The sequence below is a fragment of the Microbacterium galbum genome, assembly GCF_032464915.1.
Taxonomy (GTDB): Bacteria; Actinomycetota; Actinomycetes; order Actinomycetales; family Microbacteriaceae; genus Microbacterium; species Microbacterium galbum.
In genome coordinates this window covers 1,117,273-1,137,320 of the sequence record NZ_JAWDIS010000001.1, presented here as the reverse complement: position 1 = coordinate 1,137,320, position 20,048 = coordinate 1,117,273, and the positions used below count along the sequence as shown (strand labels likewise).

Genomic DNA, 20,048 nt, shown 5'->3' with positions numbered 1-20,048 from the left:
GGGCCGCGGCCTCGCGCCCCTGGCATCCGTCGCCCGTCCCCTTCTCGCGTGAGGGGTCGAGACCCGTCGCTCCCGCATCGTCGCGGGCGATGGCTTCCGGCCCCTCGCGCAACGGAAACGGAGCACAGATCGTGACCAGCACACTCGAACGCCCCACGGGGGGCGCGGCGCCGCAGACGCGCGCCCGCGAACCCCGACGCGTGGGATTCAGCACGCGCCGCAGCACGTGGGACCTCAAGCTCTCGCCCTACCTCTACATCTCGCCGTTCTTCATCCTGTTCGCGATCACGGGGCTCTTCCCCATCGCGTACACCGCCGTGATCTCGTTCATGGACTGGGACCTGGTGCGCAACTCCGGCGAGTTCATCGGCTTCGACCAGTACGCGTGGGTGCTCTCGCAGCCCAAGTTCTGGATCGCGCTGCGCAACACCTTCAGCATCTTCCTGCTCTCCAGCGTCCCGCAGCTGATCGTCGCCATCTTCATCGCCGCGATGCTCGACCAGAACATCCGCGCCAAGACCTTCTGGCGCATGAGCGTGCTGATCCCCTACGTGATGGCGCCGGTGGCCGTCGCCCTCATCTTCAGCAACATGTTCGGCGACCAGTACGGCGTCGTGAACACCACCCTGCAGAACCTGGGCCTGCCCGCGGTGCCGTGGCATTCCGACGCGTTCGCGAGCCACATCGCCATCGCGACGATGGTCAACTTCCGGTGGACCGGGTACAACACCCTCATCCTGCTCGCCGCGATGCAGGCGATCCCGCGCGAGTACTACGAGGCCGCGACGGTCGACGGCGCCGGCAAGATCCGCCAGTTCTTCTCCATCACGTTGCCCAGCCTCAAGCCCACCCTGATCTTCGTCATCATCACCGCGACGATCGGCGGACTGCAGATCTTCGACGAGCCGCGCATGTACGACCAGTACGGCACGGGCGGAGCCGACAACCAGTGGCTCACCGTGACCCTGTGGCTCTACAACGTCGGCTGGGGGGAGTGGAACTTCGGCCGCGCCGCGGCCCTCGCGTGGATCCTGTTCCTGATCATCCTCGCCATCGGCGCGATCAACATGGTCGTCACGCGTTCGCTCGTGCGCGACGACGGCAGCCGCGATCCCCGCAGCCGCCGCGAGCGGCGGGCGCAGGCCCGGGCCGCCGAAGAACGATTGAGGGCGGATGCCGCGTCTGTCGGCATCCGCGGAGAGGAGACGCGTCGATGACCGCCGTGAACGCCGCACCCGTCCCGATCGTGGAACGCGACACCCCGTCGCCTTCGCGCCGCCGCCCGCGTCCGGTGCGCGGATCGCGCCCCGGCTGGATCGTCTACGCGAGCCTCGGTGCGGTGCTGCTGGCCAGTGTCTTCCCCTTCTACTGGTCGCTGTTGATCGGCTCGGGCGACTCCTCCACCATCCGCGACGCGAACCGCTCGTGGATCCCGGGCGGGAACTTCTTCACCAACGCCGCCGCCGTGATCGGCGACTCCGCGGTCAACTTCTGGCCCGCGCTGCTGAACTCGATCATCAGCTCCGGCCTGATCGCGGCATCCGTCGTGTTCTTCTCCACCCTGGCGGGATGGGCGTTCGCGAAGCTGCGTTTCCGCGGCGGGCCGTGGCTGCTGGTCTTCGTCGTCGGGACGATGGCGGTGCCGATGCAGCTGGGCGTGGTCCCGCTCTACATCCTCTTCAGCGAGCTCGGGTGGACCGGGCAGCTCGGCGCGATCATCATCCCCGCCCTCACGAGTGCGTTCGGGGTGTTCTGGATGACGCAGTATCTGCGTCAGGCCGTGCCCGACGAGCTCATCGAGGCGGCCCGTGTCGACGGGGCGAGTTCGTTCCGCACCTTCCTCACGGTGGGCGTGCCCGCCGCGCGCCCTGCGGCGGCGATGCTCGGCCTGTTCACGTTCGTGAGCGCCTGGAACAACTTCTTCTGGCCGTTCATCGTGCTCGACCGCCAGAACCCGACCCTGCCGGTGGCCCTGTCGCTGCTGCAGTCCAACTACTTCGTCGACTACTCGATCGTCCTCGCGGGCGTGCTCCTGTCGACGATCCCGCTGCTGCTGCTGTTCGTCTTCGCGGGCAAGCAGCTGGTCAGTGGCATCATGCAAGGGGCGGTCAAGGGATGACCCTCGCGCCCACGGAAGGAACCCGATCCATGTCCACCACCCGTTCGTTCCCCGACGGCTTCCTCTTCGGCGCCGCGACCGCCGCCTACCAGATCGAGGGCGCCGCTTTCGAAGACGGCCGCACCGCGTCGATCTGGGACGCCTTCAGCCGCGTCCCCGATGCCGTCATCAACGCCGACAACGGCGATGTCGCGTGCGATCACTACCACCGCTACGCCGACGACGTGCAGCTGATGAAGCAGCTCGGCCTGCAGACGTACCGCTTCTCGACCTCGTGGTCGCGCGTGCGCCCCGACGGCGGCGCGCTCAACGCGAAGGGCGTCGACTTCTACAAGCGCCTCGTCGACGAACTGCTCGATGCCGGCATCCTGCCCTGGCTCACCCTGTACCACTGGGACCTCCCGCAGGCCCTGCAGGAGCGGGGCGGGTGGACCGTGCGCGAGACGAGCGACCGCTTCACCGAGTACGCGCTCGACATGCACGACGCCCTCGGCGACCGCGTCGACGTGTGGACCACGCTGAACGAGCCCTGGTGCTCGTCGTTCCTCAGCTACACCGCGGGCATCCACGCCCCGGGGCACTACTCGCAGGCCGAGGGGATGCTCGCAGCCCACCACCTGCTCCTCGGTCACGGGCAGACCGTGCGCGAGCTGCGGGCGCGCGACTCCTCGCTCAACCTCGGCATCACGCTGAACCTCACGGTGGCGGATGCCGTGAATCCGGCCGATCCCGCCGACCTCGACGCCGCACGGCGCGTGGACGGGCAGTTCAACCGGTGGTTCCTCGACCCGATCTTCCGCGGCTCGTACCCGGCCGACATCATCAAGGACTTCCGCGACACCGACGCCGAGGCCGTGGCGCGCTGGCAGGAGGCCGTCCACCCGGGCGACCTCGAGGTCATCTCGACCCCCATCGACTCGCTGGGCGTGAACTACTACCACGGCGAGTTCGTGGGCGGCACGCCGCCCGAGGTCGACCCGCCCGCGGGCGACGCACCCACCACGCGTCCGATCGGTGTGCCGTTCCCGGCGCACGAGAAGCTCTACTGGCACGACCGCGGTCTCCCTCGCACCAACATGGGCTGGGAGGTGCAGCCCGAGGGCCTGACGCGCCTGCTGGAGCGGGTGAGCGAGGAGTACGCCGCCCCCGCCGACGTGGCTCTGTACGTCACCGAGAACGGCGCGGCGTACGACGACGAGGTGGTGGCCGACGACGGCGACGAGCGCGTCCACGACATCGACCGCGTCGAGTTCGTCGAGGCCCACCTCGGGGCCGTCCTCGACGCCGTCGAGCGCGGCGTCGACGTGCGCGGCTACTTCTACTGGTCGCTCATGGACAACTTCGAGTGGGCCTGGGGCTACGCCAAGCGTTTCGGCATCGTGTACGTCGACTACCGGACCCAGGAGCGCGTTCTCAAGGACTCGGGCCGGCAGTACGCTCGCATCATCGCCGAGCGTGCTCTGGCCGCGGCCCCCGCGGTCTAGAGCTCGACCACCGGGTACGCCAGGAGGCAGGGCTATGGAGATCGCACCCGTTCGCGGTACCGCCACGATCGAAGAGGTCGCGGCGCGGGCCGGCGTCTCCCGCTCGACGGTGTCACGCGTGGTCAACGGTTCCACGGCCGTCTCTCCTGCCGCGCTCGAGGCCGTGCGCCGCGCGATCGACGAACTGCAATACGTTCCGAATCGCGCGGCGCGCTCCCTGGCCAGCCGGCAGACGCGGGCGATCGCACTGGTCATCCCCGAGCAGACCGACCGCTTCTTCGGCGATCCGTTCTTCGCCTCGATCGTGGCCGGAATCGGCGAGGTGATCGGCGACAGCGACTACATCATGAACATGCTGATCGCCAGCGACGACGCCAGCGCGAAGGCGCTCGCTTATCTGCGCGGCGGCAGCGTCGACGGGGCGATCGTGGCCTCGCACCACACCAGCGACACCTTCCTCGACCGCGTCGCCGACGTGGTGCCCGTCGTCTACGGCGGGCGCCCCGCCCGGGTGCGCGCCGACGACTACTACGTCGACGTCGACAACGTCGAGGGCGGCCGGGTCGCGACCTCGTACCTGCTGGCCCGAGGACACCGCCGCATCGCCACGGTGTCGGGTCCGACCGACATGCCCGCCGGCATCGACCGTCTGCAGGGCTTCCGCGACGCGATGGCCGAGGCGGGGCTGCAGCCCGTGGCCGTCGAGAACGGCGATTTCACCGAGGTGGGCGGGGCGCTGGCGATGGCCCGCGTGCTCGCCGCGGGCGAGTGCCCCGACGCGGTCTTCGTGGCGAGCGATCTCATGGCGCGCGGTGCCTACACGGTGCTGCGCGAAAAGGGCCTGGAGCCCGGGCGCGACGTCGCCGTGATGGGTTTCGACGACTCCGCGGTGTCGACGGCCCTCAGCCCCGCCCTGACCACGGTGCGGCAGCCCTCGCTCACGCAGGGGCGGTACATGGCATCCGTGCTGCTCGACATCCTCGCCGGGCGGCCGGCTGCGCACGCGACGATCCTGCCCACCGAGGTCATCGAGCGCGGCTCCGCCTGATCACTCCCAGCGTGCGGTGTCGGGGTCGATGCCGTGTGCGCGGGCGCTCGCCTCGATCGCGTCGCGCAGCCACATGGCGAGCCCGGGGCGGATCGCGTCGTAGTGCGCGGCGAAGCGCGGGTCGGCTGCGTACATGCGGCCGAGGTGCACCTGCATCTGCCGGGTGAGGGGGAAGTACTGCGAGAACACCGTGCGGTGCCGCTCGACGAGCGCGTCGGCCAACGCGTCACCGGGCTCGACGCCGGAGGCGACGGCGTCCGCGAGCTCCGCGTCCACGGCGGAGACCGCCCGCGTCACCTCCGCCCAGTCGTCGACGGAACGGGATGCCGAGCGCTCGGCGTACTGCTGCCATTGCGGTGATCCGCCATAGGCGTCTCGCGCCTCGGCGGGCCAGCTCGTGTCCCAGCCGGGCCCGAACGTCTCGTGCTGCTCGTCCTCGGAGAGGAGGATGCCGCGCTCTTGCGCCGCGATCATGCGCTCGAGGTCATCGTCGACGATCTGCAGCTGCGCGATGCGCTGAGAGACGTGGGTCCGCTGGACCCGGAGCTGTGCGGCGACGTCTCCTCCGGGCTCGTCGATCACCGCGCGGATGGCATCCAGGTCGAGACCGAGCTCGCGGTAGACCACGATGCGGCGGAGGCGCTCGAGGTCCTCGTCCGTGTAGAGCCGATAGCCGGCGCTCGAGCGTGCGGCCGGGCGCGCGAGACCGATCTCGTCCCAGTGATGGAGCGTGCGCACGGTGAGACCGAGCCGAGCGGCCGTCTCGCCCACCGGCATCCCCTGCTCACTCATGGGACCCATTGTCGTCGCGCCCGATCCCCACCGACTGCAGGTTGCGGCCTTCGACGGTCGCCGGGTCGAACACCTTGGCCGCGGTGAAGACGACCCGCGCCTTCTCGGGGGTGATCACCTCGACGTCCCGGGTGTTCCACGGGGTCTCGCGCACCTCGGGAACGGTGCCGAGGGCGCGCACCGACGAGACGACGGTGTCGATCTCGTCGAGGACGCAGGCGAAGCTCACGCTGGCGGGCGGGGCGCTCGAGCTCTTCTCGCCGACCACGAGCAGCACGTCCTGGAAGGCCCATCGTCGAAGATGGACCATCTGCCCGGGGATCGCGAACAGCTCGAAGAAACCGAGGCCCCGCGTCCAGAAGTCCACGGATGCCGGCAGGTCGGCGGTCGAGAGGGTGACGAACATGGGCATGCCGTAGATGCCGCGGTACAACGGGGGCGCGACGGCATCCGGTCCGGGAGGGGGCACGGGGCTGACCGCGAAGGCCTCGAAGTTCTCGTCCATGGCCCCAGCGTCGGCCCTCACGCCGCGTGAGGGTCAAGAGCGTGATGAGGCAGCGCTGCTCTCGGGGCTATGGTGAGCGCAGAGAGTGGTCGGTGCGGGACAGCGCCGTCACGCGGAGGGGGTCTCGCCATGAACCGTGCATTCATCGCCGTATCGGGCGCGCTGCTGATCGCGGCTGCGGCCCTTCTGACGGGGTGCGTCCCCGAGCCCCCCTCGCCGGCGTCGACCGCGACCGTCGACTCGCCGTCGGCGACCGCCCCGAGCGCCTCGCCGACGGGCTCCGCATCGACCCCGACCCCGACCCTGACGGCCGCGCCGACCGCCCCGACCGTCGACCCGGCCGCCATCCCGGGATCCTGCGACGATCTCGGCACGGCGGCGACACGGCAGCAGACGGTGGGGGGCCTGACCGCCCAGCACGCCGACGGCTTCGTGCGGCCGGCACCCGCGAACGCGACGACCGAGCTGTCGTGCAACTGGATCCAGGAGGAGTCGGCCGGCGTTCTGCTCCTCATCAGCACCGCGTCCGCCGCCGACGTCTCCACCGGGGTCGACGGGCTCGACGCCCAGGGGTACGAGTGCCAGGCCGCGGAGGACTTCGGCGCCCAGTACTGCGTGAAGGCCGGCGGCACGGCGCAGACCGAAGACGTCGTGGTCGCTCGAGACAGCGTGTGGATCTATCTCGAGACCGTCAACGTCGACGCGCGCGCGTGGCTGTCGGAGATCTCGTCGCAGATCTTCGGCTGACGGTGACGCCTCAGCGTCGCGGCTGCTCCGGCTGCTGGTACACGTCGGGGACGTCGTCTCCGTCGGCATCCACCTCTTCGGCGAGGGCGAGCTGCTTGTAGCGCCGGTTGCGCACGAGCAGCACGGCCGCGGCGAGGACGGATGCGAGCAGCGAGGCCGCCATGATCGCGATCTTCGCGTCGTCGGTGTGCGGGGAGCCGGCCGGGAAGCTGAGCTCGGCGATCAGCAGCGACACCGTGAAGCCGATGCCCGCGAGCAGCCCCACCCCGGCGAGGTCGATCCACTTGAGGGCCGGGTCGAGGCGCACCTTCGTCACGAGCGTGAGCAGGCGCACGCCGAGCAGGATGCCGACCGGCTTGCCGAGCACGAGGCCGGCAACGACGCCGATGGTCACGGGGTCCATCAGGGCGCGGACGATCCCCTCGCCGCCGCCCACGGCGACACCCGCGGCGAAGAACGCGAAGATCGGCACGGCGATGCCGCTCGAGAGCGGACGGAAGCGGTGCTCGAACTGCTCGGCGAGGTCCATGCCGTGGTGCTCCGGTTGGCGCTTGGACGCGGCAACGGGGATGGTGAACGCCAGTGCCACACCGGCAATCGTGGCGTGCACGCCCGAGGCGTGCAGGAACGCCCACGCGGCGAAGCCGATCGGCAGCAGCACGACCCAGGCACCCCACGCGTTGCGCGAGAACCACGCGCGGGCGCGGTGGGCGATCACGCCGTAGACGACGACGAGCACGGCGAAGACGCCGAGGGGGAGGAGCTGGATGTCGGTCGTGTAGAAGATCGCGATGATCGCGATCGCGATCAGGTCGTCGACGACCGCGAGCGTCAGCAGGAAGATGCGCAGCGGACCGGGCAGGTGCGAGCCGACGAGGGCGAGGACGGCGACGGCGAACGCGATGTCGGTCGCTGTGGGGATGGCCCACCCCGCCAGCAGGCTCGGCTGCGTGTGCACGATCGCGACGTAGATGAGGGCGGGCACGGCGACACCGGCGAAGGCCGCCGTCACGGGGACGATCGCGGTGCCGAATCGGCGGAGGCTGCCGGAGACGATCTCGCGCTTGAGCTCGAGGCCGACCATGAAGAAGAAGACGGCGAGCAGGCCGTCGGCCGCCCACGACCCGACGCTCAGCTCGAGGTGCCAGGGCTCGTAGCCGAAGCGGAAGTCGCGCAGCGCGAAGTACGCGTCGGCGGCGGGGGAGTTGGCCCAGATGATCGCGATGATCGCGGCGACCACGAGCAGCATTCCGCCCACGGACTCCTGACGGAGCAGTGTGGTGACGCGGTGGACTTCGCGGTAGCCCGGCCAGCTCGGCGCGCGCGTGTGGGTTTCGGTCATGGAGGAGGTCCCTTCCGGGGTCGATCGACAGATCGTCGACCAGACTTCCCGACACGCCTCGACCATTCTATCGGCCGTGCGGGCGGCATTCGCCTGGGGCCGGACCATCCGCGAGATCGCAGGTCACGGACGAACGCACACGCCCCGGCAGGTTCGGAACGTGTGCGCTCGTGCGCATCGGATGATCTCGGCACCGGATGCCGCGACCCCGGCGGCTCAGCTCGGGTCGCCGCCCAGCGGGCCGACCGCGGGGATCGGGCCGCCGTCGTCGGCGCCGGTCTTGCGGGCGCGGGCGATCGCGTTGCCGAGGTGGTAGATCACCAGGGCCGCGACCGAGCCGAGCACGATGGCGCCGAGCTGGAAGTCGCCCCACTGCATCGTGAACCCGGCGATCGCGAGCACCAGGGCCACCGCGCCGGTGTACTGGTTGACCGGACGTGAGAAGTCGACGCGGTTGTCGACCCAGATCTTGATGCCGATGATGCCGATCAGGCCGTACAGCGCCGTGGTCACGCCGCCGAGGACGCCCGGCGGGATGGTGTTGAACACCGCGCCCACCTTGGGTGAGAGGCTCAGCACGATCGCGGCGAGACCCGCGACCCAGTAGACCGCGGTCGAGTACACGCGGGTCGCGGCCATCACCCCGATGTTCTCGCCGTACGTCGTCGTGCCCGAGCCGCCGAAGGTTCCCGCGAGCGTCGTGGCGACGCCGTCGGCGATGAGGGCGCGCCCGGTGGAGCGGTTGGCGGTGGCATCCGTCATCGCCGCGACCCCGCGCACGTGTCCGACGTTCTCGGCGACGAGCACCAGGACGACCGGCAGGAACATCGCGATGACCGACCAGGTGGCCGGCTTCGTGAAGTCGGCGATCTCGAAGGTCGGGAGCCCGACCCAGGGGGCCTGCTCCACGACGGAGAAGTCGATGAGGACCTCACCCGTCGTCAGCTGGATGATGACGGTCGCGACGTAGCCCACGATCACGCCGAGGAAGATCGAGATGCGGCCGAGGAAGCCGCGGAACAGCACGCTGAACAGGATGACGGCGACGAGCGTGATGGTGCCGGGCAGGGGCTGCACCTGGAAGTTCGACCACGCCACCGGGGCGAGGTTGAAGCCGATCAAGGCGACGATGGCGCCCGCGACGACCGGCGGCATGACCTTGTCGACCCACCCGAGGCCCGCGAACTGCACGACGAAGCCGATCGCCGTGAGCAGCACGCCGACCGCGACGATGCCCGCGAGGGCGGAACCTGTGCCGGCGGTGGTCGTGGCGGCGGTGATCGGCGCGATGAACGCGAACGACGACCCCAGGTAGCTGGGGAGGCGGTTCTTCGTCACGAGCAGGAACAGCAGGGTTCCCACGCCCGAGAACAGCAGCGTCGTCGACACCGGGAACCCGGTGAGCACCGGCACGAGGAAAGTCGCGCCGAACATCGCGATGACGTGCTGGAGGCCGATCGCGACCGTCGCGCCCCAGTTCAGGCGTTCGCCCGGGGCGACGACGGCTCCGGGTGCGACGGTGCGGCCGTCGCCGTGCAGCTTCCAGCGGAACATGTGTCTCCTTGCGAGGGGTGGTCCCTTCGACAGGCTCAGGGACCTCATGGGGTGGTGCTCAGGGACCGGGTGGGGTGGGGCTCTGGGGCCTCGTGCGGCAGGGACGGTGGCTGAACTCGTCGAGGCCTCCGCGGGCGGGTCAGGACGCCGTGAGCAGGCGCAGGAGGGTCGCGTAGCGCTCGCGCGTGCGCTCGACGATCTCGGCGGGGAGGACGGGGGGCTCGCCCTGCTTGTCCCAATTCGCCGACAACCAGTCGCGCACGATCTGCTTGTCGAAGCTCGCCATGCGCTCGGCGGGGGTGGTGCCGGTGCGCCAGGCCTCGGCATCCCAGTACCGGGACGAGTCGGAGGTCAGAACCTCGTCGGCCAGGGTCAGCACGCCGTCGGCGTCGAAGCCGAATTCGAACTTCGTGTCGGCGAGGATCAGCCCGTGGGCCTCGGCGGTCGCGGAGGCGCGGTGGTAGACCTCGAGCGACAGATCACGCAGGGCGGTCGCGGTCTCGGCGCCGACGAGCTCTACGGAGCGTTCGAACGTGATGTTCTCGTCGTGCTCGCCCATCGGAGCCTTCCACGCCGGTGTGTAGAGCGGCTCAGGCAGGCGGTCGCCGTCGTTCAGGCCCTCGGGGAGGGGGATGCCGCACACCGTGCCCGACGCGCGGTACTCGGCCCATCCCGACCCGGTGAGGTAGCCGCGCACGACGCACTCGATCGGCTGCATGTCGAGGGAGCGCACGAGCATCGCGCGCCCCTGTACGGCATCCGGGATCAGGCTCACCGTCTCCTCGCCTTCGAGGCGGTGGTCGGAGACGAGGTGGTTCGGAATCGACGGCCCGCCGTCGCCGCCGGCGAGCTGGTCGAACCACCACAGGCTGAGGGTCGTCAACAGCTCGCCCTTGTCGGGGATGCCGGGTTCCAGCACGTGGTCGAAGGCGCTCACGCGGTCGCTCGCGACGACGAGGAGGTGTGCGGGAGTGGCGTCGGGGGCCGTCTCGGCGGGCACGTAGAGGTCGCGCACCTTGCCGGAGTAGACGTGGCGCCAACCGGCGAGCTCGAGGGGGGAGGCGGAGGTCACCCGCTCATTATCGCGGGTACGCGCGTCGCGTCCACGCGGCGCACCCGCGCGGATTCTCGCACAACGCCGCTCGCGGCGCCTGCCCCCCGGGCGAGGAGGGGCGGCTGACTACCCTCGGAGGAATGACCGATGACACCTCCGGACCCGCGGTAGCCATCGATCCTCACGCGGGCAGCCGGCACAAGACGATCCGCGGCTGGGTGTTCTGGCCCGCCGCCGCCATCGCGCTCGCGTTCATCGCCTTCGCGCTGTTCTTCCCCGCCGCGGCCGAGGCCACGTTCGACACGGTGCAGACGACCATCGTCTCGACCTTCAACTGGTACTACGTGCTGATCGCGGCGTTCTTCGTCGTCTTCGCCCTGGCGATGGGGTTCAGCCGCTTCGGCAACATCAAGCTCGGGCAGGATGACGACGAGCCCGAGTTCTCGACGATGTCGTGGTTCGCGCTCCTCTTCGCCGCCGGCATGGGGATCGGCCTCGTCTTCTACGGCGTGAGCGAGCCGCTCAGCCACTTCGTCTCGCCCCGCCCCGGCGTCACGGGCACCCCCGCGGAGCTCGCGCAACAGGCCATGTCGCAGACCTTCCTGCACTGGGGCGTGCACGCGTGGTCGATCTACGTCGTGCTGGGCCTCGCGCTCGCCTACGCCTTCCACCGTCGCAAGCGTCCCCGCACCATCCGGTGGGCGCTCGAACCGATCCTCGGCGCGCGCCTCGTGCAGGGCGGCTGGGGCAACGCGGTCGACGTCGCCGCCCTCGTCGGCACGCTCTTCGGCGTGGCGACCTCCCTCGGTCTCGGCGTCATCCAGATCAGTGCGGGTCTCGACTTCCTCGGGGTCGTACCGCCCAGCATCATCAGCCAGGCCGTGATCATCGGCATCATCACCGGCTTCGTCCTGTTCTCGCTGCTGTCCGGCGTCGGTAAGGGCATGAAGTGGCTCTCGAACATCAACCTCGTGCTCGCCGGGGTCCTGATGCTCTTCCTCCTCTTGGTCGGCCCCACCGAGTTCCTGCTCCGCGACGTCGTGCAGTCCATCGGCAACTACATCCAGAGCTTCGTCGGCCTGTCGTTCACCGTCAGCGCCTACGCGGGCGACGACGGCGTGGCCTGGCAGGGCGCGTGGACGGCGTTCTACTGGGGCTGGTGGATCTCGTGGGCCCCCTTCGTGGGCATCTTCATCGCGCGCATCTCGCGCGGCCGAACGGTGCGCGAGTTCGTGGTCGGTGTGATCCTCGTGCCCACGCTCGTCGGCATCCTGTGGTTCACCGTGCTCGGCGGGACCGCGATCTACGGCGAGCTGACCGGCACGGCCTCCTACACCGGTGCGGACGGCTCGGTCGACGTGTCGACGGCGCTGTTCCAGATGCTCGAGGGAGTCCCGGGTTCGGCTGTGCTGATCATCGGCTTCCTCATCCTCATCGCCGTGTTCTTCGTGACCTCGGCGGACTCGGGCGCACTGGTGATGAGCATGATCGCGACCGGCGGCGAGGAGGAGCCCAAGAACTGGGTGCGCGTGTTCTTCGCCCTCGCCACCGCCGTGATCGCCTTCGCCCTCCTCATCGCGGGTGGACTCCAGGCGCTGCAGACGGCGGCGATCAGCATCGCGCTGCCCTTCAGCGTCGTGCTCCTCGCGATCTGCTGGGCGACGGTGGTCGCCTTCCGCCGCGAGATGAAGGCGTACGACAGGGCCGAGCGTGCGCAGTTGCGCGACGCGATCGGGCAGCACTACGGCCTCGAGGTCGAGGAGCCCAACCAGCGGGGCATCTTCGGCCTGCCGGCCCGCTGGCGCCACCGCCGGTCCGCCGCGGCGCCGGGCGAGGGCGCCGCCGGCGCGCCCGTCGCCGACAAGGATGCCCACGAGACGGTGTCCGGTTCGTCCTCGTCAGGCTGAGTCCACTGTTCGACGCGAAGACGCCGCCCCGGTCCGCCGGCGCGGCGTCTTCGTCGTGAGTGGGCGGTGCGCAAGCCCACCGGCCACGGCAACCGCCGGGCGTTGACTGTCCCCGACACGCCGCACCGCGCGTGCGGGGTCGGCGTGTTCTGGACACTCGACGTTCACTCGCGCGGACTCGCGCGGCGGGCGCGTGAGGCGTATAGTCCATGTGGACTAGTCGAGACGGACCACACGAGCGGAGGAGAAGACGGATGCCGGAAAGCACTCGCCTCACGCCCGTCGCGGTCATGATCCTCGCCACCCTCCGCGAGGCGGACATGCACACCTACGAACTCGTGCGCCTGTTGCGCGAGCGAAAGGACGACCGGCTCGTGCCCCTTCAGAAGGGCACGATCTACCACACGGTCGCCCGGCTCCAGCGCGACGGTCTGCTCGCCGAAGCGGGCGTCGACCGCGAGGGGAACCGTCCCGAACGCACCACCTACACTCTGCTCGACGCCGGTCGCCGCGCGGTCGAGGAGTGGGTGCGCACCGAACTGCCGCAGATCGAGCGCTCGACCGACTTCCGCGTCGCGCTCTCCGAGGCGCACAATCTCGAGCGCGACGAAGTGGTCGCCCTGCTCGATCGACGCCGTGCCCTGCTCGTCGCCTCGGCGCACGAGCACCGCACGGGCCTGGACGGGGCGGCCCATCGCGGCGTCCCCGACCAGTTCATGGTCGAGGTCCAGCGGCAGGCCGCGCTCCTCGACGCCGAACTCGCGTGGCAGGACGCCCTGCGCGCGCGCCTCGCCGACGGCTCCCTCGCCTGGGGCCCCGACGAGATCCCGGAACACTTCACGAAAGAACGCGTCTCGAAGGAGACCACCCCATGACCGATTCCCGCGCCGCATCCGCGGCAACCTCTTCCACCGGATCGACCCGCACCGGGTCGCACGGCACCCCTGCCCGCAGCCCCTGGCCCGCCCTGTGGGCCCTGGTCATCGGCTTCTTCATGATCCTGGTCGATACCACGATCGTCTCGGTGGCCAACCCGGCCATCAAGGCGGCCCTCGATCCGGACACCAACAACCTCGACAACGTCGTGTGGGTCACCAGCGCCTACCTGCTCACGTACGCGGTGCCGCTGCTGATCACCGGCCGCCTCGGCGACCGCTTCGGCCCCAAGAACATCTACCTCGCGGGCCTCGCGATCTTCACCCTGGCCTCGCTCGCGTGCGGTCTCGCCCCCACTCTCGAGGTGCTGATCGTCGCCCGCGCCGTGCAGGGCCTGGGCGCCGCCCTCATGACGCCGCAGACGATGGCGGTCATCACCCGCACCTTCCCGCCCCAGAATCGCGGTGCGGCCATGGGTCTGTGGGGAGCCACCGCCGGTGTGGCGACGCTCGTCGGTCCCCTCGCAGGGGGCCTGCTGGTCGACGGCCTCGGCTGGGAGTGGATCTTCTTCATCAACATCCCCGTCGGCGTCATCGGCTTCATCGCCGCCGTGATCCTGGTCCCGCAGCTCCCGCGCACCGCGCACAAGTTCGACATCCTCGGTGTCGTCCTGAGTGCCGTCGGGCTCTTCCTCATCGTGTTCGGGCTGCAGGAGGGCGAGCACTACGCGTGGGCGGCCTGGATCTGGGGCATGGTCATCGCCGGCGTCGCCGTCATGGCGGTGTTCATCTGGACCCAGGCGCGCAGCACGGGCGAGCCCCTCGTGCCGCTCGACCTGTTCCGGGACCGCAACTTCTCGATCGCCAACCTGGCCATCGCCGCCGTCGGTTTCACGGTGACGAGCATGGCGCTGCCGCAGATGTTCTACCTGCAGCTGGCCCGGGGTCTCACGCCCACCGAATCGGCGCTGCTGCTGGTGCCGCTCGCGATCCTCTCGGGCGTGCTGGCCCCCTTCGCCGGCAAGCTGCTCGATCGCACCGACCCGCGCTTCCTGCTCGTGCCCGGTCTGCTGCTGGTCGGCGGATCGCTGGGACTGTACACGGCGCTCATCATGAACGACGCCCCGATCTGGGCCTTCCTCATCCCCGCGGCGTTCATGGGCATCGGCAACGCCGGGATGTGGGGCCCGCTGGCGACCACCGCGACGCGCAACCTGCCGCCGCGGCAGGCGGGTGCGGGTGCCGGCATCTACAACACCACTCGCACCGTCGGCTCGGTCATCGGGTCGGCATCCATCGCCGCCTTCATGCAGGCCCGCCTCGAGGCCAACCTGCCGGGGGCAGCGGATGCCGGAGCCAGCTTCGGATCGGGACCGCTCCCGGAGCAGGTGGTCGGCGGATTCTCGCAGGCGATGGGTCAGTCGCTCCTGCTGCCGATCGGCGTGATCGCCGTCGGCCTCGTCGCGGTGCTGTTCATGCGCCGTCCCGCAATGATCCGCCCGCACGGTGCTCCGCGCGACGCGGGCTCCGCGCAGCAGACGGCGCAGGCCGCACCCGCCTCCGCGGGGGAGTAGGACCCGGATGTCGGACGCCGTCACCCCGTGCGGGTGGCGGCGTTCGTCGTTCGTCGGCGCGGCGACGTCGAATCGCGTCCGGCTGGCGCGTGTCGAGCGAGAACCGTGTCGAGTGGAGGACGCGGAGCGAGCGGAGCAGGGATGCCGGGTGCGCTTCTTCCGCCGTCCCGGGTCCTGCTCCGGGCGCCGTCAGCGCCGTCTTTCGCGCACCCACCGCTGCTCGGCAAGGCCCGTGCCGGGGTCGATGAGAATCTCGCCGACCGGGGCGAACCCGTGTCGCCGGTAAAACCCGTGCGCTCTGCTATTGGCCCGGAAGACCAGAAGGTGTGCAGCCTCGTCGCCGATCGCCGCGTCGAGCATCCGGTCGGCGAGCCCCGTGCCCTGCACCTCGGGTAAGAGATAGAGGGTGTTCAGCTCGAGCTCCGGCAGCGAGAGCTGCGGGTCGGAGCGCGTCGTGCTCGCTACGGCGACGAGCCGTTCCCCGAGCGAGGCCGTGAAGGCTCGACGGCCGCCTGATGCGAGGCGCTCGGACCACCGCGCGGCGGAGGCGGCGGCATCCATTCCGCCCAGGAACCGGTCGGGCACGACACCCCGATAGGTCTGCTCCCACGCCGAAGTCTGGAATTGGGCGATCGCGCCCGCGTCGGCCGGGACCGCCCGCGCGATCACCATCGGCGACCTCACGCGCGCCGCTCGCAGCGCAGCGCTCCGACCGCGCGCTCGCCCCGTGCCTCACGCGTGTGCGTCTCGATCACGTCGAAGCCGGCGGCATCCACTCGACGAGCCAGCTCGCCGGCCGGCCACCGCCAGGCGCGCGTGACGGCGTGGTCGAAGGGCTCCAGCGACGTCCCGACGAAGAAGCCGACGAGCAGACCACCACCCGGGCGGGTCACGCGCGCGAACTCCCGCAACGGCGTCGAGATCTCCTCGGGCTCGTGGTGGATGGTCGAGAACCACGACAGGATGCCGCCGAAGGCGCCGTCCGCCGCGTCGAGTCCGTCGATCGAACCGACATCGAATCGGACACCGGGATGCGCCGACCGTGCGTGCTCCACGAATCGCGGCGCGAGGTCGACCCCACGCACATCCACGCCGCGGTCGGCCAGGTGTCGCGTCCAGTGGCCGGGGCCGCAGCCCGCATCGAGGACCGGGCCCGAGAGCCCCCCGGCCCACGCGTCGACGATCGCGCGGTCGACCGGGTGCACGGCATCCATCGATCCGAGCGCGGTGATGTATTCGTCGGCTCGGGCCTCGTACGCGATCGCGCTCATCCGTCGAGGGTACGGTGCAGGGCGGGGGTCGGGTCGGCCACCGAGCACGCGGGAGGCCTGTTACCCCGTCGGAACGCCTCGCCGTCAGGCGGGCGGCGGCGCGGTCGACCCGCGGACGATCAGCTCCGAGGGCAGGACCGCCGCAGCGTCGGGGGTGGTGCCGCTCATCGACTGCAGCAGCAGGTCGACGGCGAGGGCGCCGGACCGGCCGATCGGCATGCGGACGGTGGTGAGGCTGGGGGTGACGGCACCGGCGAGATCGATGTCGTCGATCCCGACGATGCTCACGTCGTCGGGGCATACCCGGCCGAGCTCGCCCATGCCGGCCTCCAGGCCGAGCGCGACGAGGTCGTTGTAGGCGATCACGGCGGTGGCTCCGCTCGCGATGGCCGCGGCGGCGTTCGCTCGCCCACCCTGGATCGACGCGGCGTGATTGCTCAAGCGGGTGAGGCGGATGCCGAAGCGCTCGCAGGCGCGCGCGACGGTGTTCGCGCGCTGGTCGTCGGCCCAGGAGCCGTGGGGGCCCGAGGCGTAGGCGATGTGTGCGTGTCCGAGGGCGGCGAGGTGCTCGACGGCCTGGCTCGGGCCGCGGTCGGCGTCCATGATTACGCAGGAGGCGCCGGGGATCAGTCGGTTGATCACGACATGGGGCGTCTCGCCGATCAGTGAGAGCACCTCCTCCTCGGGCAGGCGCGGGGAGCACAGCACGAGGCCGTCGGCCTTCATCGCGAGCTCGATGGACTCCCGCTCGCGGCGCAGATCTTCGTCGGCGTCGTAGAGCACGATGCGATGGCGCCCGTGCCACGCCTGGCCCTGGATGGCCTTCAGGAGGGTCGCGTAGACCGGGTTCGCGGCATCCGGGACCACGACCGCGATCGTGCGCGTCCCCATCGGAGCCTGGGGGGCCGCGTAGCCCAGCTCGGCGGCGGCGACGCGCACCCGCTCGAGCGTCGCGGGGGCGAGGCGGTCGGGTTCGCCGAAGGCGCGGGAGGCCGTGGCGATCGAGACGCCCGCATGCCGCGCCACCTCGGTGAGATTCGCCGCCATCCGTGCTCCTTCGTGCAGTCCTCCCATCATCGTGCATGGTTCCATGAAAACGGTTGACAAGTTTGTACAAACAACGCACACTGCTTGTATGCCGATCATCGACGATCCCTTTGGACCGACCGCGAGCCTGCACCGCGGCGCGCGGACGTCCGTCGCCTCTTCTCCCGCCCCGAGAGCCGCCGGCATCCTGCATCTCGGTCTCGGCAGCTTCCACCGGGCCCACCAGGCGGTCTACACCGCTGCGGCCCTCCGCGCCGAGGGCGGGGACTGGGGCATCGTCGGCGTGGCCTCCCGCTCGCGCCGGGTCGTCGACGCGCTGCACGCCCAGGACCACCTCTACGCCGTCGCCACGGTCTCGCCCGAGGCGACGACACTCGACATCCCCGGCGTCCACACCGATTCGTACGTCGCCGCCGCCGATCCGGCCCGAGTGGTCGCCGACCTCTCCGACCCCCGCATCCGGATCGTGACGCTGACGGTGACCGAGAACGGCTACAGCTTCTCGCCCTCGACGCAGCACCTCGACGTGACCGATCCGCGCGTGCAGGCCGACCTCCGCGGCGGCGCACCCATGTCCACCGTCGCCCAGCTCGCCCGAGGCCTGCAGGCGCGGGCATCCGCCGGCGGGGCGCCCCTCTCGATCCTGAGCTGCGACAACCTGCTCTCGAACGGCTCGCACACAGAGAAGCTCGTCCGCGAGTTCCTCCAGGAGCTCCCGGATGCCGAGGGCAGCGACGTCCTGACCTACCTCGACCGTGCCGTGACGTTCCCCTCGAGCATGGTCGACCGCATCGTCCCCTCGACCACCGCCGAGCTGACCGACCGGGTCGCCGGACTGCTCGGTGTGCGCGACGAGGTCCCCGTCCCGGCCGAGCCTTTCACCATGTGGGCCATCGAGGACCGCTTCGCCGGCGGTCGACCCGCTTGGGAGGCCGGAGGCGCCGTGTTCACCGACGAGGTCGGCGCGTACGAGCAGCTCAAGGTGCGCCTGCTCAACGGCACGCACTCGCTCATCGCCTACCTCGGCGCTCTGCGGGGGGTTCCGACGATCCCGGATGCCATCGCCCTGGCCGACATCGAAGCCGCCGCCGCGGCGGTCCTGCGCGGCGAATACGAGCCCTCGGTCACCGCTCCGGCCGGGGTGGACATCGAGCAGTACGAGCGCGACCTGTTCGCCCGGTGGGGGAACAGCGCGCTGGGGCACCGCACGAGTCAGGTGGGGTCCGACGGATCGGTGAAGCTCGGGCAGCGCATCCCGGGGCCGATCGCCCACGCCCTCGACCGCGGGGAGTTCCCGCACCTCATCGCGCTCACGGTCGCCGCCTACCTCGCCTGCGTCGCCCCGCCGGCCGGCTTCGACCCCGGCCCGCACGCCGAGGCGATGACCGACCCCGCGCGCGAACGGCTCACCGCGGTCCCGACGCGCGACGGGCGCGACCTCGCGCACCGCGCCATCGTCGACCTGCGGCTGTTCGGCGACGACGTCGCCCATCGGACGGCCTTCGTCGACCGGGTCGGCGACCTCGTCGACACCATCGTGCGGCGCGGCGTCGAGAGCGCGATCGCCGACAGCCTCGCGGCGGCCGGCAGCCTGGCGCACCCCGCGACCTGACCCCACCCCCGGTGCTCCCCGAGCGCCCCACCACCCCGGCGCTCCCGAAGCGCGAGACGACAGGAAAGAGACGCGATGAAGCTCCTCGCGATCCACGGCGCGGAAGACATCCGCTGGGAAGACCGCCCGACGCCCGAGCCGGGCGAGGGCGAAGTGCGCCTGCGGGTGCGCTACGTCGGCATCTGCGGGTCGGACCTGCACTACTACTTCCACGGCAAGAACGGCGAGTACGCCGTGCGCGAGCCCCTCACCCCGGGCCACGAGCTCTCCGCCGAGGTCGACCTCGACCCCTCCGGCCGTCTCGCGCCGGGCACCCCGGTCACGGTCCACCCGGCCCGCTTCGGCCCCTCCGTCGCCGGTCTCGAGGACCGCCCGCACCTGCGCGCGGGCGGCGACTACCTCGGCAGCGCCGCGGGGTTCCCGCACCGCCAGGGCGGGGCCGCCGAGATGCTCCTCGTCGAGGAGCACATGATCCGCGTCCTCCCCCCGGGGCTGTCCCTCGAGCGCGCCGCGCTCGCCGAGCCCCTCGCCGTCGCCATCCACGCCGTGGGCCTCGCGGGAGATCTGACCGGTAAGCGCGCTCTCGTCATCGGCGCCGGGCCCATCGGCCTGCTCGTCGTCGCCGCGGCCGTGAACGCGGGCGCCGCGATCGTGGGCGCCGGCGATGTCCGGCCCGAGCCTCTGGATCGGGCGCGCGCTCTCGGCGCGACCGAGACCTTCCTCGTGGGCACCGACGCGATCGCCCCCGAGTCGTTCGACGTCGTCTTCGAGTGCTCGGGAGTCGGCGTCGCCCTCACGCAGGCCGTTCGCGCGACCCGCCGCGCCGGCACCGTCGTGCAGGTCGGCATGCTCCCCGACGCCGAGATCGGGGTGAACCTCGCCCCGATGCTCGCGAAGGAGGTCACTCTGCGCGGCGCGTTCCGCTTCTCGACCGAGATCGACGACGCGATCGCCCTGCTGGCCTCCACCGATGCGCTCGACGCGGTCGTCTCGCACGTCCTCCCCGCGACCGACGCGGTGGCCGCGTTCGCCACGGCGCGCGACTCCTCGGCCTCCGCCAAGGTCCTCCTCTCCCTCTGACCCGCTTCACCGAACGATCATCATCACTACGAAGGAG

The 20,048-nt window shown here is 70.7% G+C and carries 18 protein-coding genes; 10 read left to right on the top strand and 8 right to left on the bottom strand.

The genetic code is table 11. The features are described 5' to 3' along the window. Positions 1–89 precede the first annotated feature (89 nt). From RWH45_RS05360 to RWH45_RS05345, 4 genes are read left to right on the top strand one after another with little or no spacing between them, the layout of a single operon-like run. Positions 90–1,217: a carbohydrate ABC transporter permease gene (locus RWH45_RS05360; protein ID WP_437127321.1), complete on the top strand. Its 1,128-nt coding sequence runs from the start codon at positions 90–92 to the stop codon at positions 1,215–1,217. Continuing rightward, positions 1,214–2,119: a carbohydrate ABC transporter permease gene (locus tag RWH45_RS05355; protein WP_315993845.1), complete on the top strand. Its 906-nt coding sequence runs from the start codon at positions 1,214–1,216 to the stop codon at positions 2,117–2,119. The genes RWH45_RS05360 and RWH45_RS05355 overlap by 4 nt, the downstream gene beginning before the upstream one ends. A gap of 29 nt (positions 2,120–2,148) precedes the next feature. Next, positions 2,149–3,603 (top strand): glycoside hydrolase family 1 protein, encoded by a 1,455-nt coding sequence (locus RWH45_RS05350; RefSeq protein ID WP_315993844.1) that lies wholly within the window; start codon positions 2,149–2,151, stop codon positions 3,601–3,603. A gap of 34 nt (positions 3,604–3,637) precedes the next feature. Then, complete coding sequence (locus tag RWH45_RS05345; RefSeq protein ID WP_315993843.1) at positions 3,638–4,651, top strand: LacI family DNA-binding transcriptional regulator; 1,014 nt, start codon at positions 3,638–3,640, stop codon at positions 4,649–4,651. Here RWH45_RS05345 and RWH45_RS05340 read toward each other — a convergent pair whose 3' ends face one another. Next, complete coding sequence (locus tag RWH45_RS05340) at positions 4,652–5,443, bottom strand: MerR family transcriptional regulator (RefSeq protein WP_315993842.1); 792 nt, start codon at positions 5,441–5,443, stop codon at positions 4,652–4,654. After that, positions 5,436–5,948, bottom strand: coding sequence for a VOC family protein (locus tag RWH45_RS05335; RefSeq protein WP_315993841.1), 513 nt, complete (start codon positions 5,946–5,948; stop codon positions 5,436–5,438). Before RWH45_RS05335 ends, RWH45_RS05340 begins: the two co-directional genes overlap by 8 nt. 129 nt (positions 5,949–6,077) lie before the next feature. Between RWH45_RS05335 and RWH45_RS05330 the strand changes: the two genes are divergently transcribed. Continuing rightward, positions 6,078–6,695, top strand: coding sequence for a hypothetical protein (locus RWH45_RS05330; protein WP_315993840.1), 618 nt, complete (start codon positions 6,078–6,080; stop codon positions 6,693–6,695). 10 nt (positions 6,696–6,705) lie between these two features. On the opposite strand, the gene nhaA is transcribed toward RWH45_RS05330, so the two are convergent. From nhaA to RWH45_RS05315, 3 genes are all read right to left on the bottom strand, one after another. Next, a complete protein-coding gene (gene nhaA, locus RWH45_RS05325; RefSeq protein ID WP_315993839.1) occupies positions 6,706–8,037 on the bottom strand; it encodes a Na+/H+ antiporter NhaA in 1,332 nt (443 codons plus the stop codon). A gap of 216 nt (positions 8,038–8,253) precedes the next feature. Further along, on the bottom strand, positions 8,254–9,591 hold the full coding sequence (locus RWH45_RS05320; protein WP_315993838.1) for a uracil-xanthine permease family protein: 1,338 nt from the start codon (positions 9,589–9,591) through the stop codon (positions 8,254–8,256). Between the two features lie 139 nt (positions 9,592–9,730). After that, complete coding sequence (locus RWH45_RS05315; RefSeq protein ID WP_315993837.1) at positions 9,731–10,663, bottom strand: phosphoribosylaminoimidazolesuccinocarboxamide synthase; 933 nt, start codon at positions 10,661–10,663, stop codon at positions 9,731–9,733. Positions 10,664–10,785: 122 nt separating this feature from the next. On the opposite strand from RWH45_RS05315, the gene RWH45_RS05310 reads away from it, so the two are divergent. The 3 genes from RWH45_RS05310 to RWH45_RS05300 all read left to right on the top strand — a co-directional run bounded on the left by RWH45_RS05310 (position 10,786) and on the right by RWH45_RS05300 (position 15,001). Next, positions 10,786–12,552 (top strand): BCCT family transporter, encoded by a 1,767-nt coding sequence (locus RWH45_RS05310; RefSeq protein ID WP_315993836.1) that lies wholly within the window; start codon positions 10,786–10,788, stop codon positions 12,550–12,552. Positions 12,553–12,806: 254 nt separating this feature from the next. Further along, positions 12,807–13,427: a PadR family transcriptional regulator gene (locus tag RWH45_RS05305; RefSeq protein ID WP_315993835.1), complete on the top strand. Its 621-nt coding sequence runs from the start codon at positions 12,807–12,809 to the stop codon at positions 13,425–13,427. Next, on the top strand, positions 13,424–15,001 hold the full coding sequence (locus RWH45_RS05300; RefSeq protein WP_315993834.1) for a DHA2 family efflux MFS transporter permease subunit: 1,578 nt from the start codon (positions 13,424–13,426) through the stop codon (positions 14,999–15,001). The genes RWH45_RS05305 and RWH45_RS05300 overlap by 4 nt, the downstream gene beginning before the upstream one ends. 189 nt (positions 15,002–15,190) lie before the next feature. Here RWH45_RS05300 and RWH45_RS05295 read toward each other — a convergent pair whose 3' ends face one another. From RWH45_RS05295 to RWH45_RS05285, 3 genes are all read right to left on the bottom strand, one after another. Continuing rightward, positions 15,191–15,673, bottom strand: coding sequence for a GNAT family N-acetyltransferase (locus tag RWH45_RS05295; RefSeq protein ID WP_315993833.1), 483 nt, complete (start codon positions 15,671–15,673; stop codon positions 15,191–15,193). Between the two features lie 8 nt (positions 15,674–15,681). Further along, the gene (locus tag RWH45_RS05290; RefSeq protein ID WP_315993832.1) at positions 15,682–16,272 is read right to left on the bottom strand and encodes a class I SAM-dependent methyltransferase; all 591 of its coding nucleotides are present in this window, start codon (positions 16,270–16,272) and stop codon (positions 15,682–15,684) included. Positions 16,273–16,356: 84 nt separating this feature from the next. Beyond that, positions 16,357–17,319: a LacI family DNA-binding transcriptional regulator gene (locus tag RWH45_RS05285; RefSeq protein ID WP_315993831.1), complete on the bottom strand. Its 963-nt coding sequence runs from the start codon at positions 17,317–17,319 to the stop codon at positions 16,357–16,359. Positions 17,320–17,407: 88 nt separating this feature from the next. On the opposite strand from RWH45_RS05285, the gene RWH45_RS05280 reads away from it, so the two are divergent. Together RWH45_RS05280 and RWH45_RS05275 are read left to right on the top strand one after the other, a co-directional pair. Further along, complete coding sequence (locus tag RWH45_RS05280) at positions 17,408–18,931, top strand: mannitol dehydrogenase family protein (protein ID WP_315993830.1); 1,524 nt, start codon at positions 17,408–17,410, stop codon at positions 18,929–18,931. A gap of 75 nt (positions 18,932–19,006) precedes the next feature. Continuing rightward, positions 19,007–20,011, top strand: coding sequence for an L-idonate 5-dehydrogenase (locus RWH45_RS05275; RefSeq protein WP_315993829.1), 1,005 nt, complete (start codon positions 19,007–19,009; stop codon positions 20,009–20,011). The last annotated feature ends 37 nt before the right edge of the window (positions 20,012–20,048 follow it).